This is a genomic window from Klebsiella spallanzanii (genome assembly GCF_902158555.1).
GTDB classification, from domain to species: Bacteria; Pseudomonadota; Gammaproteobacteria; order Enterobacterales; family Enterobacteriaceae; genus Klebsiella; species Klebsiella spallanzanii.
Genome location: NZ_CABGGS010000001.1, coordinates 1 through 26,301, shown reverse-complemented (window position 1 = coordinate 26,301; position 26,301 = coordinate 1). Strand labels below are relative to the sequence as shown.

23 protein-coding genes and 2 pseudogenes are annotated in these 26,301 nt (G+C 56.4%); 18 read left to right on the top strand and 7 right to left on the bottom strand.

What is annotated here, in order from left to right:
* Positions 1-107 precede the first annotated feature (107 nt).
* Positions 108-1,427 (bottom strand): guanine deaminase, encoded by a 1,320-nt coding sequence (gene guaD / locus FN082_RS00125; RefSeq protein ID WP_142980933.1) that lies wholly within the window; start codon positions 1,425-1,427, stop codon positions 108-110.
* Positions 1,428-1,537: 110 nt separating this feature from the next.
* A complete protein-coding gene (locus FN082_RS00120) occupies positions 1,538-3,025 on the bottom strand; it encodes an NCS1 family nucleobase:cation symporter-1 (protein WP_142980932.1) in 1,488 nt (495 codons plus the stop codon).
* A 144-nt stretch (positions 3,026-3,169) separates the two neighbouring features.
* On the opposite strand from FN082_RS00120, the gene FN082_RS00115 reads away from it, so the two are divergent.
* The 3 genes and pseudogenes from FN082_RS00115 to puuE all read left to right on the top strand — a co-directional run bounded on the left by FN082_RS00115 (position 3,170) and on the right by puuE (position 5,578).
* A complete protein-coding gene (locus FN082_RS00115; protein ID WP_142467371.1) occupies positions 3,170-3,886 on the top strand; it encodes a GntR family transcriptional regulator in 717 nt (238 codons plus the stop codon).
* A pseudogene (hpxA, locus tag FN082_RS00110) lies at positions 3,886-4,794 on the top strand (allantoin racemase). Before FN082_RS00115 ends, hpxA begins: the two are co-directional and overlap by 1 nt.
* Positions 4,679-5,578: an allantoinase PuuE gene (gene puuE, locus FN082_RS00105; RefSeq protein WP_235892110.1), complete on the top strand. Its 900-nt coding sequence runs from the start codon at positions 4,679-4,681 to the stop codon at positions 5,576-5,578. The pseudogene hpxA and the gene puuE overlap by 116 nt, the downstream one beginning before the upstream one ends.
* Positions 5,579-5,744: 166 nt before the next feature.
* Here the strand turns inward: puuE and hpxZ are convergent, their stop codons facing one another.
* From hpxZ to hpxW, 4 genes are read right to left on the bottom strand one after another with little or no spacing between them, the layout of a single operon-like run.
* On the bottom strand, positions 5,745-6,131 hold the full coding sequence (gene hpxZ, locus FN082_RS00100; RefSeq protein ID WP_167492792.1) for an oxalurate catabolism protein HpxZ: 387 nt from the start codon (positions 6,129-6,131) through the stop codon (positions 5,745-5,747).
* On the bottom strand, positions 6,128-7,525 hold the full coding sequence (locus FN082_RS00095) for an AtzE family amidohydrolase (RefSeq protein WP_142980929.1): 1,398 nt from the start codon (positions 7,523-7,525) through the stop codon (positions 6,128-6,130). The genes hpxZ and FN082_RS00095 overlap by 4 nt, the downstream gene beginning before the upstream one ends.
* On the bottom strand, positions 7,522-7,710 hold the full coding sequence (gene hpxX, locus FN082_RS00090; RefSeq protein WP_142512370.1) for an oxalurate catabolism protein HpxX: 189 nt from the start codon (positions 7,708-7,710) through the stop codon (positions 7,522-7,524). The genes FN082_RS00095 and hpxX overlap by 4 nt, the downstream gene beginning before the upstream one ends.
* A 9-nt stretch (positions 7,711-7,719) precedes the next feature.
* Positions 7,720-9,303, bottom strand: a complete 1,584-nt coding sequence (gene hpxW, locus FN082_RS00085; RefSeq protein ID WP_142980928.1) for an oxamate amidohydrolase — start codon at positions 9,301-9,303, stop codon at positions 7,720-7,722.
* Between the two features lie 168 nt (positions 9,304-9,471).
* On the opposite strand from hpxW, the gene hpxU reads away from it, so the two are divergent.
* The 15 genes from hpxU (at position 9,472) to FN082_RS00010 (ending at position 26,181) form a co-directional block, all read left to right on the top strand.
* Complete coding sequence (gene hpxU / locus FN082_RS00080; protein ID WP_142463938.1) at positions 9,472-10,311, top strand: MurR/RpiR family transcriptional regulator HpxU; 840 nt, start codon at positions 9,472-9,474, stop codon at positions 10,309-10,311.
* A 214-nt stretch (positions 10,312-10,525) separates the two neighbouring features.
* Positions 10,526-11,311 carry a transporter substrate-binding domain-containing protein gene (locus tag FN082_RS00075; RefSeq protein WP_142980927.1) on the top strand — a complete coding sequence of 262 codons (786 nt, stop codon included), beginning with the start codon at positions 10,526-10,528 and terminating at the stop codon, positions 11,309-11,311.
* 9 nt (positions 11,312-11,320) lie between these two features.
* On the top strand, positions 11,321-11,986 hold the full coding sequence (locus tag FN082_RS00070; RefSeq protein WP_142980926.1) for an amino acid ABC transporter permease: 666 nt from the start codon (positions 11,321-11,323) through the stop codon (positions 11,984-11,986).
* Positions 11,986-12,642 carry an amino acid ABC transporter permease gene (locus FN082_RS00065; RefSeq protein ID WP_180349658.1) on the top strand — a complete coding sequence of 219 codons (657 nt, stop codon included), beginning with the start codon at positions 11,986-11,988 and terminating at the stop codon, positions 12,640-12,642. Before FN082_RS00070 ends, FN082_RS00065 begins: the two co-directional genes overlap by 1 nt.
* A complete protein-coding gene (locus tag FN082_RS00060; RefSeq protein ID WP_004100907.1) occupies positions 12,623-13,363 on the top strand; it encodes an amino acid ABC transporter ATP-binding protein in 741 nt (246 codons plus the stop codon). Before FN082_RS00065 ends, FN082_RS00060 begins: the two co-directional genes overlap by 20 nt.
* Positions 13,364-13,373: 10 nt before the next feature.
* Positions 13,374-14,615, top strand: coding sequence for a pyridoxal-phosphate-dependent aminotransferase family protein (locus FN082_RS00055; protein ID WP_142980925.1), 1,242 nt, complete (start codon positions 13,374-13,376; stop codon positions 14,613-14,615).
* The gene (gene hpxK / locus FN082_RS00050) at positions 14,612-15,862 is read left to right on the top strand and encodes an allantoate amidohydrolase (RefSeq protein WP_142980924.1); all 1,251 of its coding nucleotides are present in this window, start codon (positions 14,612-14,614) and stop codon (positions 15,860-15,862) included. The genes FN082_RS00055 and hpxK overlap by 4 nt, the downstream gene beginning before the upstream one ends.
* A gap of 372 nt (positions 15,863-16,234) precedes the next feature.
* On the top strand, positions 16,235-17,920 hold the full coding sequence (locus tag FN082_RS00045; protein WP_142980923.1) for a ShlB/FhaC/HecB family hemolysin secretion/activation protein: 1,686 nt from the start codon (positions 16,235-16,237) through the stop codon (positions 17,918-17,920).
* Between the two features lie 33 nt (positions 17,921-17,953).
* Positions 17,954-23,293 carry a two-partner secretion domain-containing protein gene (locus tag FN082_RS00040; protein ID WP_142980922.1) on the top strand — a complete coding sequence of 1,780 codons (5,340 nt, stop codon included), beginning with the start codon at positions 17,954-17,956 and terminating at the stop codon, positions 23,291-23,293.
* Positions 23,290-23,796 (top strand): contact-dependent growth inhibition system immunity protein, encoded by a 507-nt coding sequence (locus tag FN082_RS00035; protein WP_142980921.1) that lies wholly within the window; start codon positions 23,290-23,292, stop codon positions 23,794-23,796. The genes FN082_RS00040 and FN082_RS00035 overlap by 4 nt, the downstream gene beginning before the upstream one ends.
* A 140-nt stretch (positions 23,797-23,936) precedes the next feature.
* On the top strand, positions 23,937-24,263 hold the full coding sequence (locus FN082_RS00030) for an adhesin (RefSeq protein ID WP_142980920.1): 327 nt from the start codon (positions 23,937-23,939) through the stop codon (positions 24,261-24,263).
* Positions 24,263-24,613 carry a hypothetical protein gene (locus FN082_RS00025; protein ID WP_142467512.1) on the top strand — a complete coding sequence of 117 codons (351 nt, stop codon included), beginning with the start codon at positions 24,263-24,265 and terminating at the stop codon, positions 24,611-24,613. The genes FN082_RS00030 and FN082_RS00025 overlap by 1 nt, the downstream gene beginning before the upstream one ends.
* Before the next feature lie 122 nt (positions 24,614-24,735).
* Positions 24,736-25,131, top strand: coding sequence for a hypothetical protein (locus FN082_RS00020; RefSeq protein ID WP_142467513.1), 396 nt, complete (start codon positions 24,736-24,738; stop codon positions 25,129-25,131).
* A 226-nt stretch (positions 25,132-25,357) separates the two neighbouring features.
* A complete protein-coding gene (locus FN082_RS00015) occupies positions 25,358-25,645 on the top strand; it encodes an endonuclease toxin domain-containing protein (protein ID WP_208436563.1) in 288 nt (95 codons plus the stop codon).
* 65 nt (positions 25,646-25,710) lie between these two features.
* On the top strand, positions 25,711-26,181 hold the full coding sequence (locus FN082_RS00010; RefSeq protein WP_142980919.1) for a contact-dependent growth inhibition system immunity protein: 471 nt from the start codon (positions 25,711-25,713) through the stop codon (positions 26,179-26,181).
* A gap of 11 nt (positions 26,182-26,192) precedes the next feature.
* On the opposite strand, the pseudogene FN082_RS00005 reads toward FN082_RS00010, so the two are convergent.
* A pseudogene (locus FN082_RS00005) lies at positions 26,193-26,301 on the bottom strand (integrase); the annotation flags it as partial.

Here is a 26,301-nt window from a genome sequence, read left to right as displayed (position 1 = left end):
GATGGTCTCTGAATGAAAATCCTCTGCGGCTGGTTTTCCCGGCGGCGCTACGCTTGACCGGGCTACAGGCCCAAAGTCGTCTATGGTCTTGTAGCCCGGGAAAAGAACTATACCGCAGCCGCATCACCCCATACGCGCTCGCCGTTCACCCACGTCTCGCTGATATTACGCTCATCGCCCAGGGTCATCAGGACGAACAACTGCTCATAGATATCTTTGCAACGCCCGTTGCGTAAGCGCTGAAGAGGCGTGACCGCCGGATCGATAACCACAAAATCGGCTTCTTTTCCAGGCTGGAAATTACCAATCTTCTCATCGAGACGCAGGGCGCGCGCGCCGCCAAGGGTCGCATGGTAGAACGCTTCGCTGGCGCGCAGGCGATAGCTTTGCAACTGGCTCACTTTATACGCCTCACCGAGGGTGCGCAGCATACTGAACGTCGTGCCTGCGCCAACATCGCTACCGATACCCATCCGCACCTTTTTCTGCCAGCAGGTCGGCAAACGAAACAGCCCGCTGCCGAGAAACAGGTTTGAGGTCGGGCAAAAGGCCAGCGCCGAACCGGTATCGTGCAGGCACTGCCATTCTGCATCCGCCAGATGAATACCGTGGGCGAATACGCTGCGCTCGCCGGTCAACCGATAGTGATGGTAAACATCAAGATAGTGCTCATGTTCCGGCCACAGGCTTTTCACCCATGCGACTTCGTTGAGGTTTTCGCTCAGATGCGTTTGTAGCCAGGTATCGGGAAACTCCTCCCGGAGCTGCTGCACCGCTGCCAGCAGCTCCGGCGTCGAGGTTGGCGCGAAGCGTGGCGTAATGGCGTAGCCGAGGCGGCCGCGCTGGTGCCAGCGCTGGATCAGCTCGCGAGTTTGTCGGTAGCTTTGCTCTGCGCTTTCGCTCAGATAATCCGGCGCGTGGCGGTCCATCATCACTTTCCCGGCGAGCAGGCGCATATTCAGCCGTAGCGCTTCGCTAAACAGCGCATCGACCGATTGCGGATGCAAAGTGCAAAATACCAGCGCGGTGGTGGTGCCGTGGCTCAGCAACTGGTTAACGAAAAATTGCGCGATCTCCGCGGCGTAGTCGGCGTCGGCAAACTGGCTCTCCACCGGAAACGTGTAGGTAGTGAGCCACTCCAGTAGCTGCTCGCCGAATGCGCCAATCATTTCGGTCTGCGGATAATGTACGTGGGCATCGACAAAGCCGGGGAGCAGCAGCCTACCGCGCAGGTCGCGATAGCCCTTCAGCGGATGCAGATACTGTTCGCCTTCCTGCCAGGGCAGCAGCGCCTGAATGCACCCGTCCCGGAGAAACAAAATACCATCCTCCAGATAGCGCGCGTGGCGGGCGATATCGTCAGCGCTATCGGCAACGGCGGCGATATCGAAAAATGCGCCGCGAACTGCGGCATGGTAGTCCATCATCTTGGCTGCCTTGTGGATTAGCGAAAGGATAGGTTAATTGAGCAAGATTGATGCCAGTTTGCGCAGGAGGAGAACCGCCGCGACAGGACGCCGCGGCGGGAGAAGGAGAATCACTCTTTCTGGGCGAGGGCGCTAAAACCGGCAGTCGCGCCGACCCGTTCGTCGCGGGCAATCCAGCGATAGGCCACGCCGCTCAGGAATACGCCGATAAACCAGCTAAAGTTAGCCACTTCGTGCAGGGCTGGAATAAAGCTGATAATCAGACCAATGGCCACGGAGGGCACCAGCGCGGCGATCGCTTTTGGATTAAAGCCGTTGCGGTACCAGTACTGGCCTTTTGGCGTGTCGTCAAACAGATCGTTGACCGAAACCTGCCCGCGCTTAATGATGTAGAAATCGACGATCAGGATACCGAACAGCGGGCCGATAAACGCCCCCAGCACGTCGAGGGTATAGTGGATAAGCTCCGGTGAGTTAAACAGGTTCCACGGCGTCAGCAGAATTGACCCGACGGCGGCAATCATCCCTCCGGTACGGAAGCTGATTTTCTGCGGCGAACAGTTCGAGAAATCGAACGCTGGAGAGACAAAGTTAGCCACGATATTAATCCCGATGGTGGCGGTGATCATGGTCAGCAGGCCAATGGCGACCGCCAGATCGTTGCCCACGCGGCTCACGGTCTCAATCGGGTCGGTGATCATGTGGCCAAACAGCGACTGGGTGCCGGAAACAATCACTACGGTCACGATAGAGAACAGCAGGAAGTTGAATGGCAGGCCCCAGCGGTTGCCGCGGCGGATCTCGCCCATGCTTTTACCGTAGCGCGAGAAATCGCCAAAGTTGAGCAGCGGACCGGAGAAGTAGGAGACCACCAGCGCGGTGGCAGTGATCATCTGCCAGGTTTGCTCCCCGGCGTTCAGCGATTTGCTGGCGAGGGTAAAGGAGATCCCGTCAAAACCGGTTTTGTATACAATCCATCCCGCTAACGCCAGCATCACTACGTAGACCGCCGGACCGGCAATATCGATAAAGCGCTTAATGGCGCTCATCCCGTGCCAGAACACCATTGCCTGCAGTAGCCACATGGTGGCGAAGCACAGCCAGCCCAGATGCGACAGGCCAAGGAAGCTGGCTTCGGTGAGCGTCGACAGCGAAGGAAAGAACTTCAGCAGCACCAGCATCAGCGCGTTGGCGGCCAGATAGGTTTGAATACCGTACCACGCGAAGGCGATAAGCCCGCGGATCACCGCCGGAATATTGGCCCCGAAGACGCCAAACGCCTGACGACAAATCACCGCGTAGGGGACGCCCGCCATCTGGCTGGGCTTCGCCACCAGATTCGCGCACAGCTGAACGATACAAATCCCCACCAGCAGGCACAGCAACACCTGCCAGCTCGCGAGGCCAAGAGTAAAGAAGCTCGCGGCAACCACATAACCCCCCATGCTGTGCACATCCGACATCCAGAAAGAAAAGATGTTGTACCAGCTCCAGTTCTGGTCGCGCGTCGGCGCCAGATCCTCATTGCAAAGTCGTGGGCTGTATCCAGCGTGGGGATCAGCGGCCTTAACCTGGTGCGTATTTTGTGTATTTGGCATGAAACCTGCTCCTGTAAATGAAAACCCGTTTAAATGGATTGCAGAGGCTGTTGCAGGATTCAGGCCAAAACAGTTAATTTTGTATGCAAGAATTTATTTTTATGTATACGATTTGACATCAGAAAGTAAAAACCGGAGTGGTTAATGAACAACCAACATCGCCTGCAGGCCGCGCCAGAGCTGCATGACAAAGACGAATCAATCTATCAGGCGCTGATGACCGCTATCGTTGAGCATCAGCTGCCGCCGGGAAGCAAACTGCCGGAAGAAGCCCTGGCAGAGGTGTTTGGCGTGAGCCGCACAGGGATCAGAAAAGTGCTGCAACGACTCGCCACTGTGCAAATGGTCACTTTGACGCCCAAACGTGGTGCACAGGTCGCCAGTCCGACGGTAGAAGAAGCGCAGGCGATCTTTCGCACCCGCGCGTTGCTGGAGGTGGCGAATTTGCCAGATGTGCTGGCGCGCTGCCAGCCGCCGCATCTGGCGGCGCTGGAAGCCATTACCCGTCAGGAGCAGCTGGCGCACGAAAGCTATAACGGCCCCGCGGCGATCCGCTACTCCGCCGAGTTTCATATCCAGCTACAGGCGATTTCCGGCAATCAGGTGCTCACCGAGATGGTGACCCGCCTGAGCCAGCGCTCTTCATTAGTTATCGCGGCGTGGGGATCGCCGTGGCGTCAGGGCTGCCGCTGTGACGATCATGAACAGCTTATCCAGCTATTGCGCGACAAAGCGCTGCAGCCCCTGAGCGATGCGCTAACGCACCATTTTGAACATATCGTCGCCAGCCTCTGCTTTGAGCGTTCTGGCGTGACCTTACCTGATTTTGCCCGGCTGTTTGCCGATTATAAGGAGCCGTAATGGCCGCTATTTGTATACAAGTGATAAATCCCAATACCAGCCCCGGGATGACGGAAACCATTGGTGCCGCCGCGCGGGCGGTTGCCGCGCCGGGAACAGACATTCTGGCGGTCTGCCCCAGCGAGGGCGTGCCGTCAATAGAGGGCCATTTTGATGAAGCCATTGCCGCCGTCGGCGTGCTCGAGCAGATTAAAGCCGGTCGTCAACAGGGGGTGGATGGTCACGTGATTGCCTGCTTCGGCGACCCGGGTCTGCTGGCCGCGCGTGAACTGGCACAGGGGCCGGTGGTGGGGATTGCGGAAGCGGCGATGCATATGGCGACGCTGGTCGCCACTCGTTTCTCTATCGTGACCACGCTGCCGCGCACCTTAATTATCGCTCGTCATCTCCTGCATCAGTATGGTTTTCACGAGCACTGCGCAGCGCTGCACGCGATTGATTTACCGGTGCTGGCGCTGGAGGACGGCAGCGGCCTGGCCCAGGAGAAGGTGCGCGCACGCTGTATTCAGGCGCTAAAAGAGGATGGCTGCGGGGCTATCGTGCTGGGCTGCGGTGGGATGGCGACTTTGGCTCAGGAGCTGACTCGCGAGCTGCGCGTGCCGGTAATTGATGGCGTCAGCGCGGCGGTCAAAATGGTTGAGTCGCTGGTGGCGTTGGGGCTGTCGACCAGCAAGCACGGCGATCTGGCCTTTCCCGAAGCTAAGGCATTGAGTGGCAAATTTCAGGCATTAAATCCATTTTAAATTGAAGAGGTGGCAGATGGCATTTTGGGCAGACGATTATCCGCGCGACCTGCGCGGCTACGGCGGGCAGCCGCCGCACGCGCGGTGGCCGAACAACGCGCGGGTTGCCGTGCAGTTTGTTTTGAACTACGAAGAAGGTTCGGAAAACCATGTGCTGCACGGTGACGCCGGTTCCGAACAGTTTCTCTCCGATATCATCGGTGCCGCCAGCTATCCTGACCGCCATATGTCGATGGATTCATTATATGAGTACGGCAGCCGCGCGGGTTTCTGGCGCATCCATAATGAGTTCAGCAAGCGTGGACTGCCGCTGACCGTGTTCGGCGTCGCCATGGCGCTGGCGCGTCATCCTGAGGTGGTCGAGGCGATTAAAGCGGCGAACTATGACGTGGTTAGCCACGGCTGGCGCTGGATCCATTACCAGAATATGCCCATTGAGCAGGAGCGGGAGCATCTGAATAAAGCGGTGCAGGTGTTAACCGATCTGTTTGGCAAACCGCCCACCGGCTGGTACACCGGGCGCGATAGCCCCAATACCCGCCAATTGGTGGTTGAACACGGCGGTTTTGATTATGACAGCGATTATTACGGCGACGATTTGCCGTTCTGGAGCGAAGTGGCGTGCAGCGACGGTACGCGTAAGCCGCATCTGATCGTACCTTATACCCTCGATGCTAACGATATGCGCTTCGCCACCGCCCAAGGGTTCAATACCGCCGAGCAGTTTTACACCTATCTGAAAGACAGCTTCGATGTGCTGTATGAAGAGGGGGCCAGCGCGCCGAAGATGATGTCCATCGGCATGCACTGCCGCCTGCTTGGGCGTCCGGGCCGCTTCCGTGCCCTGCAGCGTTTCCTTGATTATGTTCAGCAGCACGACCAGGTTTGGGTCTGTACCCGTCAGCAGATTGCCGACCACTGGCGCGAATTTCATCCGTTTGGTGGGTAACGTTGTTCCCCGGGTCGCAGACGGCGGTGGACCCGTAGCCCGGGCAAGGCGCATCGCGCCGCCCCCGGGGTAAGGCCGCAGAGTGTTGCAGGGTTTCCCGGAGGCGATGCTGCGCATCTGTCCGGGCTACCGGCCTGAGCGCCGCCATCGGGAAATACACAAGGACTTAACTCATCAAACTGACTTGGGCGGCGACGATGCGCCAGCCAAAGGGGAAACGCACCCAGGTTTGCTGCTGGCGGCCAATGCGCTCGCTGCCTGCTCGAGTGAATTCCGTGCTGCACACCGCGTAATCTTCACCGAAAGTGGTGATGGTGGTGTGCCGCAGTTCGCGCTGCAAACCGGCCGCAGGACGGGCGGCGCGGAAGGCGCGAATTTCGTCGATACCGTATAAATTTTCCCCAGCTCCCAGCCGTACCGTGCGCTTATCGTGCCAGAACAACTCATCCAGCACCGCAATATCGTTGCTCACCAGCGCCTCCTCATAGCGGTAAAATGCCGCCGTTACTTCGGCGAGGACGAGCGGGCGATTAATATGCTCTTGCGTCATCATGCTGCTATCTCCGCAGGTCGGGCATCGGTCATGCCCATCTCTTCCAGCGCCCGCGCCACGCGCAGGCAGGCTTGTTCGTTAAACGGCGCGGCAATTAATTGCAGGCCAATCGGCTGCCCGCTCGCCGTGCGCAGCGGTACCGTGACCACCGGTAACCCCAGGAAAGAGATAGGCTGGGTCAACATTCCCATACTGGCGCGAATGGGCAGCGGCTGACCGTTGATCTCCATCGTCTGCGCGCCGATAAGCGTGGCGCTGCAAGGCGTCGCCGGGGCGATCAGCACATCGGCATGGGCGAACAGGGCTTTAAACGCCTGCTGAGCATGGCGGCGGAAGCGCTGGGCCTGGAGATACCAGGATGCTGGAATCATCGCCCCTGCCAGCAGGCGCTCGCGGGAGTTTGGCTCAAAACGTTCAGGTTCGCGGCGCAGGGCGGGCAGGTACTGATTTCCCCCCTCGGAGGCACTCATAATAAACGCCGCCGACCGGGCCAGTTCGGCCTCCGGGAAGATCAGCTCTTCATGCGCCCCAAGCGCCTGGGCTACGCGAGCGACGGCGGTACGCGCATCACTATCGCACCAGGTTGAAAAATAGCCGCCGAGGGTGGCGCAGCGCAGCCCTTCCAGGCCCCGCGGCAGCAGATTCGCCGTGCGCTCGCTGGCCTTGTCAGCCTGAAAACCATCGGCGGGATCGCGGCCCTGTAGCGCGTCATAAACCGCTGAAAGGTCGCAAACGCTGCGGGCAAACGGGCCGATGTGGTCAAGACTGGCGACGAACGGATGGCTACCGGAGCGCGACAAGCGGCCAAGGGTCGGCTTCAGGCCAAATATCCCGCACAGCGAGGCCGGGACGCGAATAGAGCCGTTGGTATCGCTCCCCAGCGAAAAATGGACCAGCCCGGCGGCCACCGCTGCCGCCGATCCGCCTGAAGAACCTCCGGCGATCCGCGAAAGATCGTGCGGGTTATGCGTCGCCCCGTAGTGGCTATTTTCAGTGGTAAAACCGTAGGCGTAGGCATCCATATTCAACATGCCGGATAGCAGCGCGCCCGCGCTATGCAGCTGGCGTACCGCCCAGCTATCGGCAGTCGCCGCAGGACGGTCGCTCAGCAGCTGCGCTCCGGCAAGGGTCGTGTGTCCGGCGACATCAAACAGATTTTTCACCGCATAGGGAACGCCAGCCAGCGCGGGCAGAGGCTTTTTTTCCCGCCGCAGGGTGTCGATATTCTCCGCTTCAGCCAGCATTCGCTTTTCGCTGACGTGGGTCCAGGCGTTGATTTGCGGGTTAACGCGCGCGATGTTCTCCAGCGTATGGCGGGCAATCTCTTTGGCGCTGAGTTCACCGCTGTTCAGCGCGCGCTGTATGTCGTGAATCGTCATTTCATTGAGCTTCATGCTTTATACACTCCGGCAATTTCGATGCGCTCGTCGAGGGGAAAGGCCAGCAGCGGCCCGGCCATCGCCGCAATGCGGCTGAACTGCACTCTGAGCTCTGCGCGGCGTTCTTCGTCCAGCTCCAGCGCCAGCAACTGTTCCATTTGTGTGAGATAAGCGTCCCATTCATTGTGCGGTGTGTTCATTATCTGCTCCTAATATCCGGCGGCGGAGCCGTTGCTGCGCGGATCGCTGGCCCCCTCAAACAGGCCATTGGGGTGGCGAACAATCGCCCCGGCGTGGCCCATGGCTTCGCTAAAATCGGCCAGAACTTCAACGTCGTGCCCCAGCTCGCGCAGTTGGGCGATGCTTTCAGCGCTGAAGCGGCCCTCCAGCTTGAGTGAGTCCGAAGTCTGCCCCCAGGTGCGCCCCAGCAGCCAGCGCGGCCGGGTGATGCTCTCCTGCAGTGGCGCATTTTGCATTACGTAGCGGGTGAAGATGGCGGCCTGGGTTTGCGGCTGGCCGTCGCCGCCCATCGAGCCATAAACCATCACCCGACCATCGTTTAGCCGTGCGGCGGCGGGATTCAGGGTATGGAACGGTTGCTTACCGGGGGCCAGCGCCAGCAGGTGGCTCGGGTCAAGGCTGAACGACGCTCCACGGTTCTGCCAGACGATCCCGCTATCGGGCAGCACCACGCCGCTACCGAACTCGTGATAGAGGCTCTGAATAAAGGAAACCGCAAGGCCGTTTTTATCGATCACGCCCATCCACACCGTATCGCCCGGACCTTTGCCTGCGCCCCACGGAGCGGCCTGCTGGTCGTTGATTTTATCCGCCAGCGGCTGTAGCGCGGTGGGTTCCAGCAGGCTTTGAATATCGACATCCAGGTGGCGCGGGTCGGTGATATGCGCGTCGCGCAGACCGAAGGCCAGCTTGGTGGCCTCAACAATGCGGTGGACGGTCATCGCCTCGTCAGCCTCGGCCATCGCCAGCCGGTCGGTGATGCCGAGGATCGCCAGCGAAACCAGCCCCTGAGTCGGCGGCGCGAGGTTCCACAGTTCGCCGTGCTGATGATCGAGCCGGAGCGGCAGCGGACGGCGGGCGCGATGCTGCTGCAGATCGCTGAGGGTCACCGGCAGCCCGTATTTTTCCATGTCGCGAGCCAGATGCTCCGCCAGCGGTCCGCGATAGAAGCTGTCTAATCCTTCCTCTGTTAAACGACGCAAAGTGTTCGCCAGTGCTGGTTGTAAAAAGCGGCTGCCGGCTTTCGGCGGCTGGCCGTCGACCAGATACGTTTCGGCAAAGCCGGGCTGGTCGCGCAGCTCGCTGAATTTGCCGGCGGTTGCGCTGGCCTGCGAGGCGGTGACCGGGATGCCGTTTTCCGCGTAGCCGATGGCGTCCTCCAGCAGGCGCGTCAGCGGCAGCTCACTTGCGGTTAAATCGCGCGAAATCTTCAGCGCTTCATCCCAGCCGCTAACGGTACCCGCCACGGTCAGCGCTGCCTGCGGGCCACGATGGGGAATGTGCGCCAGCCCGGCATAGGCCTGCGGCGTTGCTCGCGAACCCGCCGCGCCGCTGGCGTCGATAGCAATGGGGTCGCCCTCGGGCGGGACGATAAGCCAGAAACCATCGCCACCGAGTCCGTTCATATGTGGGTAAACCACGGCAATCGTCGCGGCGGCGGCGACCATGGCTTCGATCGCGCTTCCCCCTTCGCGCAGAACCGCCAGCGCGCTTTGGCTGGCCAGATGATGGGGGGCGACCGCCATCCCGTGGGCGGCAACATGACTTTGCATGGAGTGTCCTCAATTAACAGAATCGTTTGCTGAGGGTTGCAAAAGCTGTTCCATGTCTGAACGTAAAGTTTCAACCGCTGCCGACACCGCGCATTTTTTGCGGAACTGGCATGCATTATGAAAGCGGATATGGTTATGATGCGGTGAAACGAAAGTTACAGAGGTCTTATGCAACAGCTTGATGAACGACTAAAAGAGCAATACGCGTCTTTATCGCCCCAGGAGCAGCGGGTGGCGGATTTTATTTTCGATCATTTTGATGACCTGATTAGTTACAACAGCGCAGAGCTGGCACAGCTTAGCGGCGTATCGAAGGCCACGGTCAGCCGTCTGTTCAAGCGTCTGGGCTATGAGAAATATAAAGATATGCGCGATGAGCTGCGCACGCTGCGCCAGAGCGGCATGCCGCTGACCGACAACCGCGATGCTGTTCAGGGCAACACGCTGTTGGCGCGCCATTATAAACAGGAGATGGCGAACCTGACCCAGTGGGTCAACGCGCTGGATGTGCAGCAGTTCGCCGAGGCGATTCAGGCGCTGGTTGCCGCCCGGCGTATTGTTATTGTCGGCATGCGCAATGCTTATCCTGCGGCGCTGCACCTGCGCCAGCAGCTATTACAGGCGCGCGGGCAGGTGCTGGTGCTGCCGCAGCCGGGGCAAAGCTTAAGCGAAGAGCTGGTGGATTTAACTGCCGAAGATCTGGTGGTGGTGATGGCGTTCCGCCGCCGCCCGCGAATTATTCGCCCGCTGTTGCAGCAGCTACAGAGCAGCGGGATCCCGGTTTTGCTGATGTGCGAGCCGCAGGCCCACGGCCTGTTTCCGCTGGCGCGCTGGCAGCTCTGTGCGCCGCTGGATAGCGTATCGGCCTACGACAGCTACGCCTCGGTCAATAGCCTGATCAATCTGCTGTCGAACGCTTTCCTGCATGAAATCCTCGATAAAGGGCGTCCGCGCATTCACGACATAGCGACCCTTTACCAGCAACTGGACGAACTGGAACAACGATAATGGGGCGCCAGCGTGGTGCTTTGCATAGTTTTGGTGCGCTAAAATAACGAGGAGACGCACCTCCGTTTCCTCTTAATTCCTCTCTTTTTCTTTTATTCCCTGCGGTTAACGGAATTTCGGTTAATGGCTTAACGCTGAGATTTATCTGGCACATTAGTTGCAAAAGTGACTTTAAAGAATCTTTTGTTTCATGCTAACGTAACGGGTAAACATCATGAAGAAACTGTTGATCGCACTGGCCGGGGCCGCTTGTCTGTTAACCAACCTGTCGGCGGCGAAGGCTGACCAGCTCCAGGATATTGAAAAACGCGGCGTTATCCGCATTGCGGTGCCGCAGGACTTCCCGCCGTTTGGCTCGGTGGGCACCGACCTTCAGCCGCAGGGCTACGACATCGACATGGCGCGATACCTCGCCAAAGAGATGAAGCTCAAATTGCAGCTGGTGCCGGTCACCAGCGCCAACCGCGTACCTTATCTGCAAACCGATAAGGTGGATCTGGTGATTTCCAGCCTCGGGAAAAACGCCGAGCGCGAGAAGGTGATTGATTTCAGCCGCGCCTATGCGCCGTTTTTCCTCGGCGTATTTGGCCCGAAAGGCGCTGAGCTGAAAGACCCGGCGGCGCTGAGCGGGAAAAGCGTTGGTGTGACCCGCGGCGCGGTGGAAGACATGGTGCTGACCAGCGTAGCGCCGAAAGAAGCGCAGATTAAGCGCTACGAAGATAACAACACCACGCTGTCGGCGTATCTTTCCGGCCAGGTGCAGTATGTGGCGACCGGCAACCTGGTGGTGGCGGCTATCTCGCGGCAGAATGCGGATAAAGCCCCGGTACCGAGCTTTATGCTGAAAGATTCGCCGTGCTTTATCGGGCTGAAAAAGAATGAACCGGCACTGAAAGCGAAAGTGGATGCGCTGATTGAGCAAGGCGTCAAAGACGGCACGCTGAACGATTTGTCTCAAAAGTGGCTGAAAGCGCCGCTGCCTGCCAACCTTGGCGCGTAAGGCCCGGGCATGACGGAGCAACTTCATTTTTCTGAGCTCTGGCCGCACTGGCCGGAGCTGCTGGCGGGACTGTGGGTGACCGTTCAACTGACGGTGCTGGCGACCATCGGCGGCCTGACGATAGGCATTTTGGGCGCGGCTATCCGCAGCGGGCGCACCTCGTGGTTCAGCCGAATTTGGGGCGGGTATGTCGAACTGATTCGCAACACGCCGTTTGTGGTTCAGCTATTTTTTATCGTCTTCGGCTTACCGAATCTGGGGCTAAAGATGACGGCGGGCGAGGCCGCGCTGCTGGCGATGGTGGTGAACCTCGGGGCCTACAGTACCGAGATCGTGCGTGCCGGAATTCAGGTGACGCCGAAAGGGCAGTGGGAGGCAGGGCGCGTGCTGGGATTGACCCGAACGCAGACCTTTATTCAGGTGATTTTGCCGCCCGCGCTACAGCGTATTTATCCGGCGCTGGTTAGCCAGTGCATTATCGTGATGCTCGGTTCATCGGTGGTGTCGCAGGTCTCTTATGAAGAGCTGACCTTCGCCGCCAACCTGATTCAGTCGCGCACCTTCCTCAGCTTTGAGGTGTATCTGGTGACGACGGGCATTTATTTAGTGCTGTCGATAACGATGCGCCAGCTGCTGATGGCGGCAGGGCGTAAATGGCTGGGGGTGCAGGCATGATGACCACCTTTACCGATTGGGACATTGTCCGCAATCTGCTGCTCGCCGGGCGCTGGACGGTGCTGCTGTCGCTGGTGGCGTTTATCGGTGGTGCGCTGGTCACTCTGCCGTTATTGCTGCTGCGTATGACCGGTGGACGCCAGGTAAAACGTCTGATCCGCGGCTATATCGAACTGTTTCAGGGAACGCCGCTTCTGATGCAGCTGTTTCTGGCCTTTTTCGGCGTGGCGCTGTTCGGCATTGACGTTTCGGCATGGACGGCGGCGTCGCTGGCGCTAACGTTTTATACCAGCGCCTTTTTGCTCGATATCTGGTTCGGCAGCATTCGTGCTCTACCAAAAGGGCAGTGGGAAGCCTCGCGCTGCCTGGGGTTGAGCTTTGGTCAGACTCTATTTCGGGTAGTGGCCCCGCAGGCGCTGCGGATCGCTATCGCCCCGACGGTGGGTTTTGCCGTCCAGGTGATTAAGGGCACGGCGCTGGCGTCGATTATCGGCTTCGTCGAGCTGACGAAAGCGGGAACGATGCTGACCAACGTGACGTATCAGCCGTTTAAAGTCTTTGCGCTGGTGGCGCTGGGCTACTTCATTCTGTGTTACCCGCTGTCCCGCTACAGCCGTTATCTGGAGAACAAATTCAATGCCTCTCATCACCATTAATCAGATGCAGAAGTATTACGGCGATAACCACGTGCTCAAGGGTGTCGATCTGGATATCGATATGGGCGAAGTTATCTCGATTATCGGCCGCAGCGGGTCCGGCAAAAGCACGCTGCTGCGTTGCATTAATGGTCTTGAAGGCTATCAGGATGGCAGCATTAAGCTCGGCGGGATGACCATTACCGACCGCGATTCCCAGGCGCGGGAAATCAGCCGTTCTATCGGCATGGTGTTCCAGAACTTTAACCTGTTCCCGCATATGACGGCGCTGGAAAACGTCATGCTGGCACCGCGCCGGGTACTGAAAAAGAGCGCCGCCGAGTGCCGCGAACTGGCCCAACGGATGCTGGAAAAAGTGGGGCTTGGCGACCGACTTGATTACTACCCGTCCAGTCTTTCCGGCGGCCAGCAGCAGCGCGTGGCGATTGCCCGGGCGCTGGCGATGTCGCCAAAAGTTTTACTCTGTGACGAGATAACCTCGGCGCTGGACCCGGAGCTGGTTGGCGAAGTGCTCAAAGTGCTGGAGCAGCTGGCAGCGGAGGGAATGACGCTGATTCTCGTGACCCATGAAATGAATTTTGCCCGCGAAGTGGGCGACCGCGTAGTGTTTATGCATCAGGGACGGGTCTGGGAGCAGGGCGACAGCAAAACGCTGTTTGCCAACCCGCAGACCAGCGAGCTGAAGCAGTTTATTTCATCCGTGCGCGGCCTCAATCAATAAGGACTTAAAGATGGATATCACTCAGTTTTCGCAAATCAACCCGCCGTCGCGCCTGCTGATGGGGCCTGGCCCGATTAACGCCGACCCGCGCGTGCTGCGCGCCATGTCGAGCCAGCTTATTGGCCAGTATGACCCGGCGATGACCCACTATATGAATGAGGTCATGGCGCTGTACCGTGGCGTATTTCGGACCGAAAACCGCTGGACGATGCTGGTGGACGGAACCTCTCGGGCGGGGATTGAGGCGATTCTGATTTCGGCTATTCGTCCCGGCGACCAGGTACTGGTGCCGGTATTTGGTCGCTTTGGTCATCTGCTGTGTGAAATCGCCCGCCGCTGCCGGGCGGAAGTACACACCATTGAAGTGCCGTGGGGTGAGGTGTTTACCCCGGATCAGGTTGAAGATGCCATCAAACGCGTGCGCCCGCGTCTGCTGCTAACGGTACAGGGCGATACCTCCACCACCATGCTGCAGCCGCTGGCGGAGCTGGGGGAAATCTGCCGCCGCTATGACGTGCTGTTTTACACCGACGCCACCGCCTCGCTGGGCGGAAACCCGCTGGAAACCGATGCCTGGCAGCTGGATGCGGTGTCGGCGGGGATGCAAAAATGCCTCGGCGGCCCGTCCGGGACCTCGCCGGTGACGCTCAGCGCGCGCATGGAAGAGGCCATTCGCCGCCGTAAATGCGTGGAAGAGGGGATCCGTACCGATGCCCATCGCGACGGCGACGAAGAGATGATCTACTCCAACTACTTCGACCTTGGCATGGTTATGGATTACTGGGGGCCGGAGCGCCTGAACCACCATACCGAAGCCACTTCGGCGCTGTTTGCTGCCCGCGAATGCGCGCGTCTGATCCTGCAGGAAGGTCTGGATAACGGTATCGCCCGCCATAAATTGCACGGTGACGCGCTGGTAAAAGGCATCCAGGCGATGGGGCTGGAGACCTTCGGCGATCTGAAACACAAGATGAACAACGTGCTGGGCGTGGTGATCCCGCAGGGGATCAACGGCGACCAGGCGCGCAAGCTGATGCTGGAAGATTTCGGCATTGAAATCGGTACCTCGTTTGGCCCGCTGCACGGCAAAGTGTGGCGTATCGGCACCATGGGCTACAACGCGCGTAAGGATTGCGTGATGACCACCCTCAGCGCGCTGGAGTCGGTGCTCAACTATCTCAAATTCTCGACCACTCAGGGCGCAGCGATGCAGGCGGCGTGGGATCACTATCGCAGCGAGAGCGCGCAATGAGTCAAACAACACGCCAGCAGGCGGAGATGCAGCAGGCCGCAGCGCGGGTCATGGCCCGCGCCGATGAGCTGGCCGCGATCAGCGAAACGCCGGAGGGATTGACCCGGGTTTATTTGTCACCCCAGCATCTGCAGGCCAACCAGCAGGCGGCGCTGTGGATGACCCAGGCCGGTATGACCGTCTGGCAGGACAGCGTCGGCAATATTTGCGGGCGCTACGAAGGGGAACAGGAAGGCGCACCGGCTATCCTGCTGGGGTCGCACCTTGATACCGTGCGCAACGCCGGGCGCTACGATGGCATGCTCGGCGTACTGACGGCGATTGAGGTGGTGCACAGCCTGCACCGACAGGGGCGGAGGCTGAAAAAGGCTATCGAGATTGTCGGTTTTTGCGATGAAGAGGGGACGCGTTTCGGCATTACGCTGCTTGGCAGCCGCGGGCTGACCGGTACCTGGCCTGAGAGCTGGCTGGCGCAGACCGATGCCGATGGCGTCAGCGTGGCGCAGGCGATGGTGCTGGCCGGGCTGGATCCGGCGCGTATTCACCTTGCTGCCCGCAGCCAGGAGGAAATTGCCGCCTATCTGGAGTTGCATATCGAGCAGGGGCCGTGTCTGGAGCAGGAAGGGCTGGCGCTGGGCGTGGTGGAGGCTATCAACGGCGCACGCCGCCTGAACTGCTGCTTTACCGGCGAGGCCGGGCACGCCGGGACGGTGCCGATGAGTCATCGCAAAGATGCGCTGGCCGCCGCTGCCGAGTGGATGGTGCTGGTCGAAAACCTGACCCGCGAGCAGGGCGGGAATCTGGTTGCTACGGTAGGGACGCTGCGCTGCGCTCCCGGCGCGGTTAACGTGATCCCCGGCGAAGTGACGCTGACCCTCGATATTCGCGGGCCGAACGACCAGCCGCTCGATGCGCTGTTGAACAGGCTGCTGACGCGAGCGCAGGACATTGCCGCCCGTCGCCAGCTGCAGTTCAGCGCCGAAGAGTTTTACCGCATTGCCGCCACCGCCTGCGATAGCGAATTGCAGCGGGTATTAAGCGAGGCGGTGCAGGAGGTGCAGGGGCGTTCAGTTAGCCTGCCGAGCGGCGCCGGGCATGATGCCATCGCTATCGCCGAACGCTGGCCGTCAGCGATGCTGTTTGTGCGCTGCAAGGGCGGCATCAGCCATCACCCCGCCGAGTCGGTTACCGCCGACGATGTGGCGCTGGCGATAGACGCATACTCGCGCGCGGTGTTGAAGCTGTAAACGGATCCCGGAGGCGATGCTGCGCATCTGTCCGGGCTACTCGTCCGCAGACGGCGGTGAACCCGTAGCCCGGGCAAGGAAGACCAGCATCAGCATCAACATCCCCCGGGTTGCGGCTGACGCCTTACCCGGGCTACCCAACCCTCAGACCGCACGAACCTGTAGCCCGGGCAAGGCGCTTTGCGCCGCCCCCGGGAAAAGCAGACCAGCATCAACATCCCTTAGGCCCCTTGTAATTAAGACACTCGCAGCCATTCGACCGATCACTATTCCTAAAATGACCATTTTCCAGCCTCAATTGTGGAGAAATTATGGATTAATCAGCGCTGTTAATGATAACTATTTGCACTAAGTCACGAAAATGGAGTTTCGATGCCTGTGCAATCCGCTTTCCCCTGCGCGCTTTTCAGCGCCGCTATTCTGCTGGTTTTCCCTGTTTCTCTGGCGGCTGCACCGCTAAGCCCGGCTGACCACAATACTATTGAGCAGCAGCAAAAAGCGCTGCTGGAACAGGCCCAACAGCAGCGTGACTCGCTGCAGGGTACTTCGCCACCCCCGCGTCTGCCTGATGCGCCAGCATTGACCGAAGACAGCCGTTGTTATGCGCTTCAGCGCGTGGAGGTCTCCGGCGTGACGGTGCTCTCTCGTTCGGCGCAAACGCGCTTCGCCTCAGTTCCGGCTCGTGGTTGTATGACGTTTCAGGATATTCGCCAGCGCGTGCGGGACATCACCCAGGCCTATCTCGAAAAAGGCTACATCACCTCCAGCGCCTGGCTACCGGAACAGGATATCTCCGCAGGAAGGCTGAACATTGCCGTGACCGAAGGGCGAGTGGAATCGGTCCGCGTCGACGGCGAAAAAGAAGCATCGTTGCGGATGGCTTTTCCCGGCGTGGAAGGGCAGGTGCTTAATCTGCGCGATCTGGAGCAGGGGCTTGAGCGCCTCAACCGGCTGGCTTCCCGCCAGTTAACCATCGATATCCTGCCGGGAAGCACTGCCGGATATTCGCAGGTTCAGTTGATACCGACCAGCACCCGCTTTCCCGTCAGCCTGACGCTTGGGGCGGACAATAGCGGGCAAAAAAGCACTGGTCGTGGGCAGATGAACGCCGGGCTGGTGGCAGACAACCTGCTGCGGCTGGCTGACCAGTGGTCGTTCTCTGCCGCCCGCGACAGCGAGTTTCACCACGATCGCCGCAGCCGCAGCCTGCAGGCGGGCGTCACCCTGCCTTATGGCTACTGGCTTTTCAGTGCGCAGTACGGCTGGTCCGACTTTTATCAGCCTGTTTCGACAGGGCAGTCATCCGCCAGCTGGCGTTATGACGGCAGCGTGCAGACTCAGCGGGCGACGGTGAACCGTACCCTGTGGCGCGACGGCAAACAGCGCCTGGCGCTGGATGTCGATTTCGCCCGCCGCAAAACCGAAAACAGCCTCGGCGGCGTGCGTCTGAACGTCAGCAGTCCAACGCTCACTAGTCTGACTACCGGCCTTAACTACAGTCGCTCGCTGGCGGGCGGCTGGCTGACGGTCGGTCCCGCTTTCGCTCATGGCCTGGGCATCGCCGGAGCGACGGAAGACGACCCGGCGCATCCGTCGCTCCCGCGCAGTGAATATCGCCGTTTTAGCCTCAACGGCAGCTGGTTTTATCCCGTGACATCTTCTCTGTACTGGCTGACCTCCGCATACGGCCAGACCACCCCCGATACCCTGTATGCCAGCGAGCGCATCTCCGTTGGCGGTCAGTATTCGGTCAGAGGATTTAAGGAGCAGTATCTGACCGGCAACCGCGGCGGCTACTGGCGTAATGAGCTGACCTGGCAGTGGCTAACCCTGCCGCGATTGGGAACGCTGTCGCTGACTGGCGCGCTGGATGCGGGTCATGTGATGAGCGAGAACGGAAAAATTGCCGGCGGCAACGTAGTCGGATCTGCTCTGGGACTGGAGCTGAGCGGGCGCTGGTTTACGCAGTCGCTCTCCGTGGGCTTCCCGCTCGCCTGGCCCGACTCGCTGAGCCCGGATAAACCGGTGGTTTACTGGCAGGCCACCCTCACGCTTTAACTGCCGGCACAACAAATAAGGATATTTATCACAATGGAAAAACTACTCCACCCGTTAGCGCGGGCGGCAGGCTGGCTGTTGATTTATCTGACCGCCGTGCAGCCCATGCACCCCGCCATCGCCGCCGGTATCACGGCGGCGAACGGCAACAGCAAAGTGGTGATGAAGCCGGGCAACGTCCCGGTGGTCAATATCGCCACCCCCAATTCTGCGGGTATTTCGCATAACCGCTACACCGATTTCAGCATTAACGCCCCCGGCGCGGTACTGAATAACGCCACCGCTGCGGCGAAATCGCAGCTGGCTGGACAGCTCGGGGCAAACCCGAATCTCAAAGGCAAGGCGGCGGAGCTGATTATCAATGAAGTGACGAGCGGCACCCGTTCGACGCTGAACGGCAAGCTGGAGGTGGCCGGGAAGAAGGCTAACGTGATGATTGCCAACCCGAACGGCATTACCTGCGACGGGTGCAGTTTTATCAATACCCCTGGCGTGACGCTGACCACCGGTAAGCCGCAACTGGATAAGCAGGGGGCGCTGAGCGCGCTGGAGGTGAAAAAAGGCAGCGTGATTATCGGCAGCAAGGGTCTTGACGGCGGTTCGGCGGAGTATGTCGATGTGATCAGCCGGGCGACGGAGCTGAACGGTAAAATTCGCGGTCGCACGGTGAGCCTGACCCAGGGGGCGAACAAGGTTAATTTTCAGGATGGCAGCATTAAGCCCATTGCCGGGGAGGGCGCGAAACCTCAACTGGCAGTAGACACCAAAGCGCTGGGCGGGATGTACGCCAATAAAATACGCCTGGTGGCGACGGAAGCTGGCGTTGGCGTCAATCTTAATGACATCACCTCGACCCAGCGGGACATTTCGCTGACTACGGCGGGGAAAATCACCCTCGGCAACGTGAAAGCGCAGACCGACCTGAACGTCAGCGCCCGTAGCTTATCCACCACGGCGGGTGCCAGCGTCAGGGCCGAACGCGATATGACCCTGGCTGCCACGACGCTGGAAAACCGCAGCGCCACCACCGCCCACGGCGATATGCGTATTTTCGCTGAGACGGTGCGCAATACCAACGGCGCTGCACTGCACAGCAACAAGAGTATGTGGATCCAGAAGGACGCGAAGGGGAATAAGGCGAAGCTGGTGGAGAACCGCTCGGCGCGTATTCAGACCAACAGCGGCGATTTGGTGATACGGACGGACCGGCTTGAGAATGTGATTAATAAAGCTGAGGCGGTGGTACGAACGGAGAAGCCGGGAAGTGCGCAGGTGTCGAATAACCGGCTGGGTTGGTACTGGACACATTTAGGGCCGCACGGCGGTCTTATGGCTCCTGTTCGGGTGACTGGTGCTATGGATACCGGTGAGCCTGAACGTTGGTTCGGTTCGGTTGATTTTGCAAACCTGACCTGGTTGAATACTGAAAAAACACGCTATACCGTGCAAATTCAGGGGGCCAGACCGGTTATCAGCGCGGGGCAAAATCTCTATATCCATTCCACTAGCCTGGTTAACAGGCTGGGAGATATTAGCGCTGCTCGTGATGCAATACTGACCGGACGTTCACTTATCAACGAAAACCGTTATGAAGGTGTTTTGCAAAAATATTTCTTCTACGGAAATAATCCAGTCTCCCGAGCCCTCGCCCCGGAGAAAGAAAAAGGGGTTTCTAAACTATATGGCATTCCACAAGAGCATAAATTTCGACATTCAAGTGAAACAACCGACTGGGTGCAGAGTAAATTACATGTTTCCCGTCTGAAAGCAGGCGGCAACCTGGTTGCCGACTTCTCCGAACGCATTGAAAGCAGCGAACCGCATCCCGGCGGTGCTAAATACGCCAGCGTCATTGCACGTCCCGACACTATCACCGCCAATAATATCCTCCTGCGCTCCGGCACGATTATTACCAGCGATGTGATGAAGGCGACCGGCGACATCACGCTGCTGGCGGATAAAACCACCCGCATGACGCAGGCGCTGCTGACGGCGGGGAAAGATATCTCCGTACTCTCCGGCGGCGGGCTTGAAGTCAAGCAGAGTGAAGTGAAAGGGCGCAATATTACCCTCGTCAGCCGCAGCGGCAACGTCACCTCGCACACCAGCGAAGCGCCGCACTACTTTCATGCCGACGGTACCCGCTGGCTGGGAAGCCTCGAAGCCACTGGCGATCTCTTCATTAACGCGGGCGGCAATATTCTGCTCAAAAACACCCGCCTGCCGGTACAGAGCAAAAACATCGCCATGACGGCGGGCGGTGATATCACCGTCGATAAAAATGAAGCGATGCTGGACCATCAGCGCCCCGGCGTTCAGCTTTCTGCAGAGCGGAAACAGGAACTGTTAAACCGCATGTTGCCGGGCGATCCGCTGCGTGCATCGGGTGATATTACCCTCAGCAGCGGTAAAAACCTGACCTTAAAAGGCATTCGTGCGGAGGCTGGCGGGAACATCAGCATGACTTCAAGGGCGCAGGCTGATTTCAGTATGCGTACACTCAGCGAGCGCTTCAGCCCGTATTTCCCCGCCAGCCGTACGCCGGAGCTGCGCAGCGTGCTGAAGGCAGGCAAAAACCTGCTGATCAGCGCGGCGGCGGATATCTCGCTGCCCGGCGCCAGCGTGGTCGCCGGAGATAAAGCCACCCTGCAGGCCGGCAGGCATATCCTGTTGCCCGCCAAAGGTTACAGCGTCACCGACGGTAAAAATGACAATAACCATGATGAACTCAACGTATTCAGCAGTCTACGCGGTGCAAACCAGCTGACGCTGGCGGCCAGTGGAACGATTCAGGCGGCGGGCAGCAGTCTGACCTCCAATGGCAATATCTTCCTGACCTCTGGCGGCAATATGCGCCTGGAGGCGGTGAAGGGGACGCAATATCGGGAAAAGGGCAGCAGCTGGAGCGAAGCGGTCACCCAGACCGGCGTCACGCTGAACTCAGGCGCGGCGCTGACGGTGATTTCCGGCGGCAGCATTCTGTTCCAGGCGACCCGGCTGATTGCAAAAGGCACGATGGACGTGGCGGCGAAAGGCGGCTGGTTGTATGCCCAGGCGATGGAGGAATCGAGCCACTACGAGAAGAAAACCGTCAAGCGCAAGTGGTGGGGTAAGAAAACCACCATTAAAAAGACGAAGCACGAGACGATAAAAAGGGTCACCGAGTTTACCGCCGGGGGCGATATCAACCTGCTGAGCCGCGACGACAGCACCTATGAGGCGAGTAAAATCGCGGCAGGGAAAAACGCTCGCCTCACCAGCACCAACGGAAAGGTCAACTTCCGGGCGGTGAAAAATACCACTTTCGAGCAGACGGTAACTAACTCGAAAGGTTTTTACATCAAGCAGAGCAACCGGGGCTACAGCGAAGATAAGTGGGTCCTGCCGTCAATTCATGCGGGTGGCAAGCTGACCATCGATGCGGCTAGCGGCATCAGCGCTGATGTGCGGACCAAAAATGCGCAGACGCTGCAGGGTGCCGTGACCGCGCTGGGTGAGCTGCCCGGCACCGCGTGGCTGAAGGGACTGAATACCCGCAGCGATGTGCAGTGGAATACGGTTAAGAACGCTTACGACAGCTGGAACTATAAAAGCCAGAGCCTGAACCCGGTGGTGGCGGCAGTGATTGCTGTTGCGGTGGCGGCCGCCACGGCGGGAACCGGACTGGCGGCGGCAGCAGCGACCAGCGCGGTATCGGCCACCGGAGCGGCAGGCACGACCGCGACGATGGTCTATGGCTCGGCCTATGCCGGGATGTCATCGCTGATGTCGCAGGCCGCGGTGGCGCTGGTTGAACACAAGGGTAACCTGTCGAAAACCCTGAAAACGATGGGCAGCAGCAGTTCGGTGAAATCGCTGGCGACGTCGATGGCGATTGGCGGCGCGCTGGCCGGGTTCGACAAAATGATGGGGCTGGATGTCCCGGCGGATAAAGCCCGCCTGCCCGTGCTGATTAAGAATGAGGGCTGGGCCAAAATCGCCCAGCGGATTGCCGGGCAGTCGGTTATCAGCTCCAGCCTGAACACCGCCATCAACGGCGGTAGCTTCCGGGATAATCTGAGCACGGCCCTGCTGGCGAACGTCGCCGGTCAGATCAACGCCGAAGGGGCGGGGCTGATTGGCGACAACGGTCAGGTGCTGGGGCCGCATGGCAGAATGCTCAGCCACGCGGTGCTGTCGGGCATCAGCGCCGAGATTGCCGGCGGCGATGGTAAGGGGGCTGCGGCAGGGGCGCTGGCTGCGGAACTGGCCGGAGTGCTTTTGGGGGAAAACACCGTTAAACCTGAACAGTGGCGGGTTAAGTCCGAGCAGCAGGCGCAGATGGCAAGAGTTCTGGGCGCAACTGCAGGTGCCGTCTTTACCGGGAAAGCAAATGGGGTATACAGCGGTGCCAATGCAGCAGAGACGACGTTCCGGTATAACTATCTAAGCCATAAGCAAAAAGAGCTGATGGACAAGGATTTGGCTGCCGCTAAAACGCCGATGGAAAAAGCGTTTGTGAAAGCCCGGTGGGGAGTAACGAGTCAGACGCAGAACGGTGCGTTTCTGGCTGGTATGGTCTCAGGTGTTCCGGTTGAATTCGTTGAGACCGCCCAGAGCGCGATTGCTTTGATGGAAAATCCCTCGCAGGCGATTGACGCGTTTAAAGCTTTGATGCGTGAAGATGACGTCTGGTCTGCAATCACTAACAGCGTCAAGCAGAGTTATGTAGCCCGTCTTGATGCCATGAAAGCCAGCTATCAAAAAGCGGGCGTGAATGGAGCCTACAGCGCAGGCCTGGAATTTGGTCAGTTGATGACGGAGGCTGTAACGTCGGTGCTGGGTGTTGCGGGGGCTGCCAAGTATGGCGCGAAGCTCACGGTTAATGGGGTTAAGGCGCTTGAGAAGGTTGTAGCAAAAAATTCTCGCAGTCTTGTTGATATTCGGGATATATATAAAATTGAGAAGGATGGAAGCCGAACTCCGATGAGCTGGGTCGAGGGAAATTACAAACAGGGATTTACGTTTGAGGACTATATGGCCAGACAGTTACCGCCAGCAAGCAGGCTTCCAGAAAACTTTAAAACATTTGATTTCTTTGATGCGAGGAAAGGTATTGCCATAAGTGTTAAAACTCTTAACACGCAAACCGCAGCAAAAATTAGAACACCTAAAGAAATTTATTATTCTTTAAAACGTGATATTGATAAGGCTGCAAACTATGTATCTGCAACAAAAAGTGGTTTCACTCTTAAAACATCAGATATAGTAAGGAAGGATGTATTGGTTGCTGTGCCTAAAGCCACAACAAATCAGCAGTGGGAGCATATTAATAATGCTATTGCTTATGGAAAAACCAAGAACGTTAATGTTTTAATTACGGTGGTTAAATGAAAAATATACACTTAACACAGGGTGATAATGCCAGTGTCAGCTTTAATGGTGATTTGTATAGTATCGTGACGTTATCAGGCTGCCGTATATTGATAAACGACTACGAAAGCTATTGTTCGATTCTGAATGCAGATAGCTCAGACTTTGATTTGGGTAGCGCGGTCTGTGTTGCTCTGGATAATAGTAAAATAGTTAACCCTGAGGAAAACTGTTTTTTTGATCGAGATATAGTTGGGATTCATTATAAGAAATGGGTTGCTAACATAATGCAAAAATATAGTTATAAGACAAAAAAAGTAATGTTTAAAAAAATGAATCTTTGTAATATCCGCAGGGTTAATGGGGTAATAACTATTGAGCCAATGTGCCATGATAAACTGGAAAGTTGGTCTGGAGATAGAATAAGTGAATCTGATTATGTCATCATTCCTGACACTGTTTCTTATGAGGATGTAGGTGCCGCTCTACGTTTGGCTTTTGCCAGATGTAAGAGTCGAGTGTAATTATTTTCAGACTATTTTGATATCTCCCTTCTGTATGAGGGGAGTATCTTACTTAGCAGGCTACATCTGTACAGAAAATATCTATACGAGTCCATTAGGGCCTAATTAAAAAAACTATCGTTCAATCCATAACTAATGTCTTGGTAAAAGGCTGGAAACATGTTGTTAAACGGTACTTTTCAGATAAAAATGCTAGCCAATTTACAGTCAGTCAATCGGACTTAAAGGGGATTCTCCAAATCCGAGATATTGAAAATGTTCCAATTAGTCGTGTAGTCGATAGTAAAGATGGTCACCGCTATGGGCGCGTTGTTGTATTGGATAAAAATATTAGCATCGATAAATTTGGTGGTAATCCAACAAAAACGATGACAATATTTACAGGTGAAATGGGTAATTTAGTGACAACAACACTAGGTTCTTGTAAGTTTATTACAACAATACCGAAAAATGGAGCGACCCAATAATGTTTATAGAAAATTTTCCTGATGAGATTGAATTGTTGGCTTTTTTTGAAAGTGAACCGGTTTACTTTGAGCGGGAGAATGTAAGTTTTATTTATCATGTTAAGGATGACCATGGATTCAGCATCGATTTTTCATTTAGTATTGTTGAAGGATGGGTTCATTATGTGATAAAGCATGGAGAAGTCAATGTTGTTGATAATTCTATTGATGGGGTTGGTTCGCTTTTACTAGGGAAAGATACAAAAGGTGAGTATTTATATGTCGAACTGAATTCGAATTCTTTTGTTAGTAGAACTGAGGTGAGAGTCGCACCTTATATATCAATAAGTGGTAATGTTTTCTCTAAATAAGATATTCTTGTTTCCAGGGAAGGGGTGTGATTTAATTGGGCTTGAAAATCTAATAAAATATACTGTTGATATTTGTCTATTATTAATCTTGTATATGAAGGATTATATAAAGGTTGGCAAAAATGATGTTGAAGATTAAATTTCCAGATAACTTAATTACCGGAATGCTCTCAAAGCAAAAAAATATACCATGTAGAGTTCAGGTTTCTGATAAATTTGAGATCATGTTTTTTACAGTTATCCCAGATACACTTGGTGTTGTCTATGATTGGGACCGAGAATTATTTGAGGAACGAGCCATGGCAGGAGCGGGAGGTTTGTATACCCATTACGAACCTGCACTAATAACTTTAAACCAGGAAAGTGATGACATATATGAGATTGTTGAACTGTCTTTATTTTATAATGATTTTGGATGGTGTCCTGTAATACATAATGGAGCATATGCCCCTCCAGTTAATTTTTGGGATTCTGATGACGAGGATCCTGACTACGTTCCCGGATCTAAGCTAGATTGAATACATTAATCGCCTGAACAGTGGTGAACGGTCGATTGTTAGATGCCCCTTTTATTTTTAAAGGGGCCATTTGTATGTGTGCCGTGACTGGTGCTGTGAAGTGCCGGGATGGGGCGGCAGAAGTCAGCCGAGGCCGTAGTAGTGCTGCGAAACCGGCAGCATGAAGGGCTGAACCTGTCACGAACGGTAAGTCACGCGTGTGCCCAGATTACTGAAACACAAGGCAATGGGACAGTTACCGCCAGCAAGCAGGCTTCCAGAAAACTTTAAAACATTTGATTTTTTTGATGAGAAAAGTAGGGTCGCAACTAGTGTGAAAACGCTGGATACTAACACACGTTCCCGTATTGAAAATCCTGGTAGGATTTATACAAAGCTTAAAGGGGATATCGACTCTACTCTAACATTCAAAGAGTATGAGTTGAAGGGGAAAGTTGTATATGCAAAGAATATAACCAAACGGGAAGTTATTGTTGCCGTTCCTAAGGTCACAACAACCCAGCAATGGGAGTAGATAAATAAAGCAATTGTTTACGGTACAGATAAGGGCGTAAATGTGAAAATAACGGTGGTGAAATAATGAATAGCGATTTTAAAAGAATGAGACACTCTAGTGCTAAGTTTAATCAAGATATTTATATAATAGAAACCTATTCGGGCTATAGATCACAATTAAAAGATCCTGAGGGCGAATGTATTATACTGAATTTAGATTGCACCGATGCAAAAATGGGGAGTGCAATAATGCTTGCATTATCAGCAAGTCGGTTGGTTGATCCTGACGATCAGGATTTTTTTTCGTTGGAGAAGTCCAATGAGAGATATCTTGGGTGGGTAAAAGATATAATGGATAAGTTTGGTTATAAAACTAAAAAATCACTATTCAAAAAAATGAATAGTTGTTCTATTACCCAATTAGACGGCATGATTACTTTTAGGCCAACAATTCATGAAAAGCTAGAGGGATGGTCTGGCGATAGAATCGATGAAAAAGACTATGTAGTAATTTCTGATACCAGTTCTTCTGAGGATATTGGGGCTGCATTGTAAGCACCCCTGCTTCAGTTCCATGCACTTTTTGAGAGTTCCGGTTTTTCAGCCATCAGCCGGTACTCTTCCGGTGTCAGGTTATTCAGGGATTCATGAGGCCGCTCGTTGTTATATTCCATC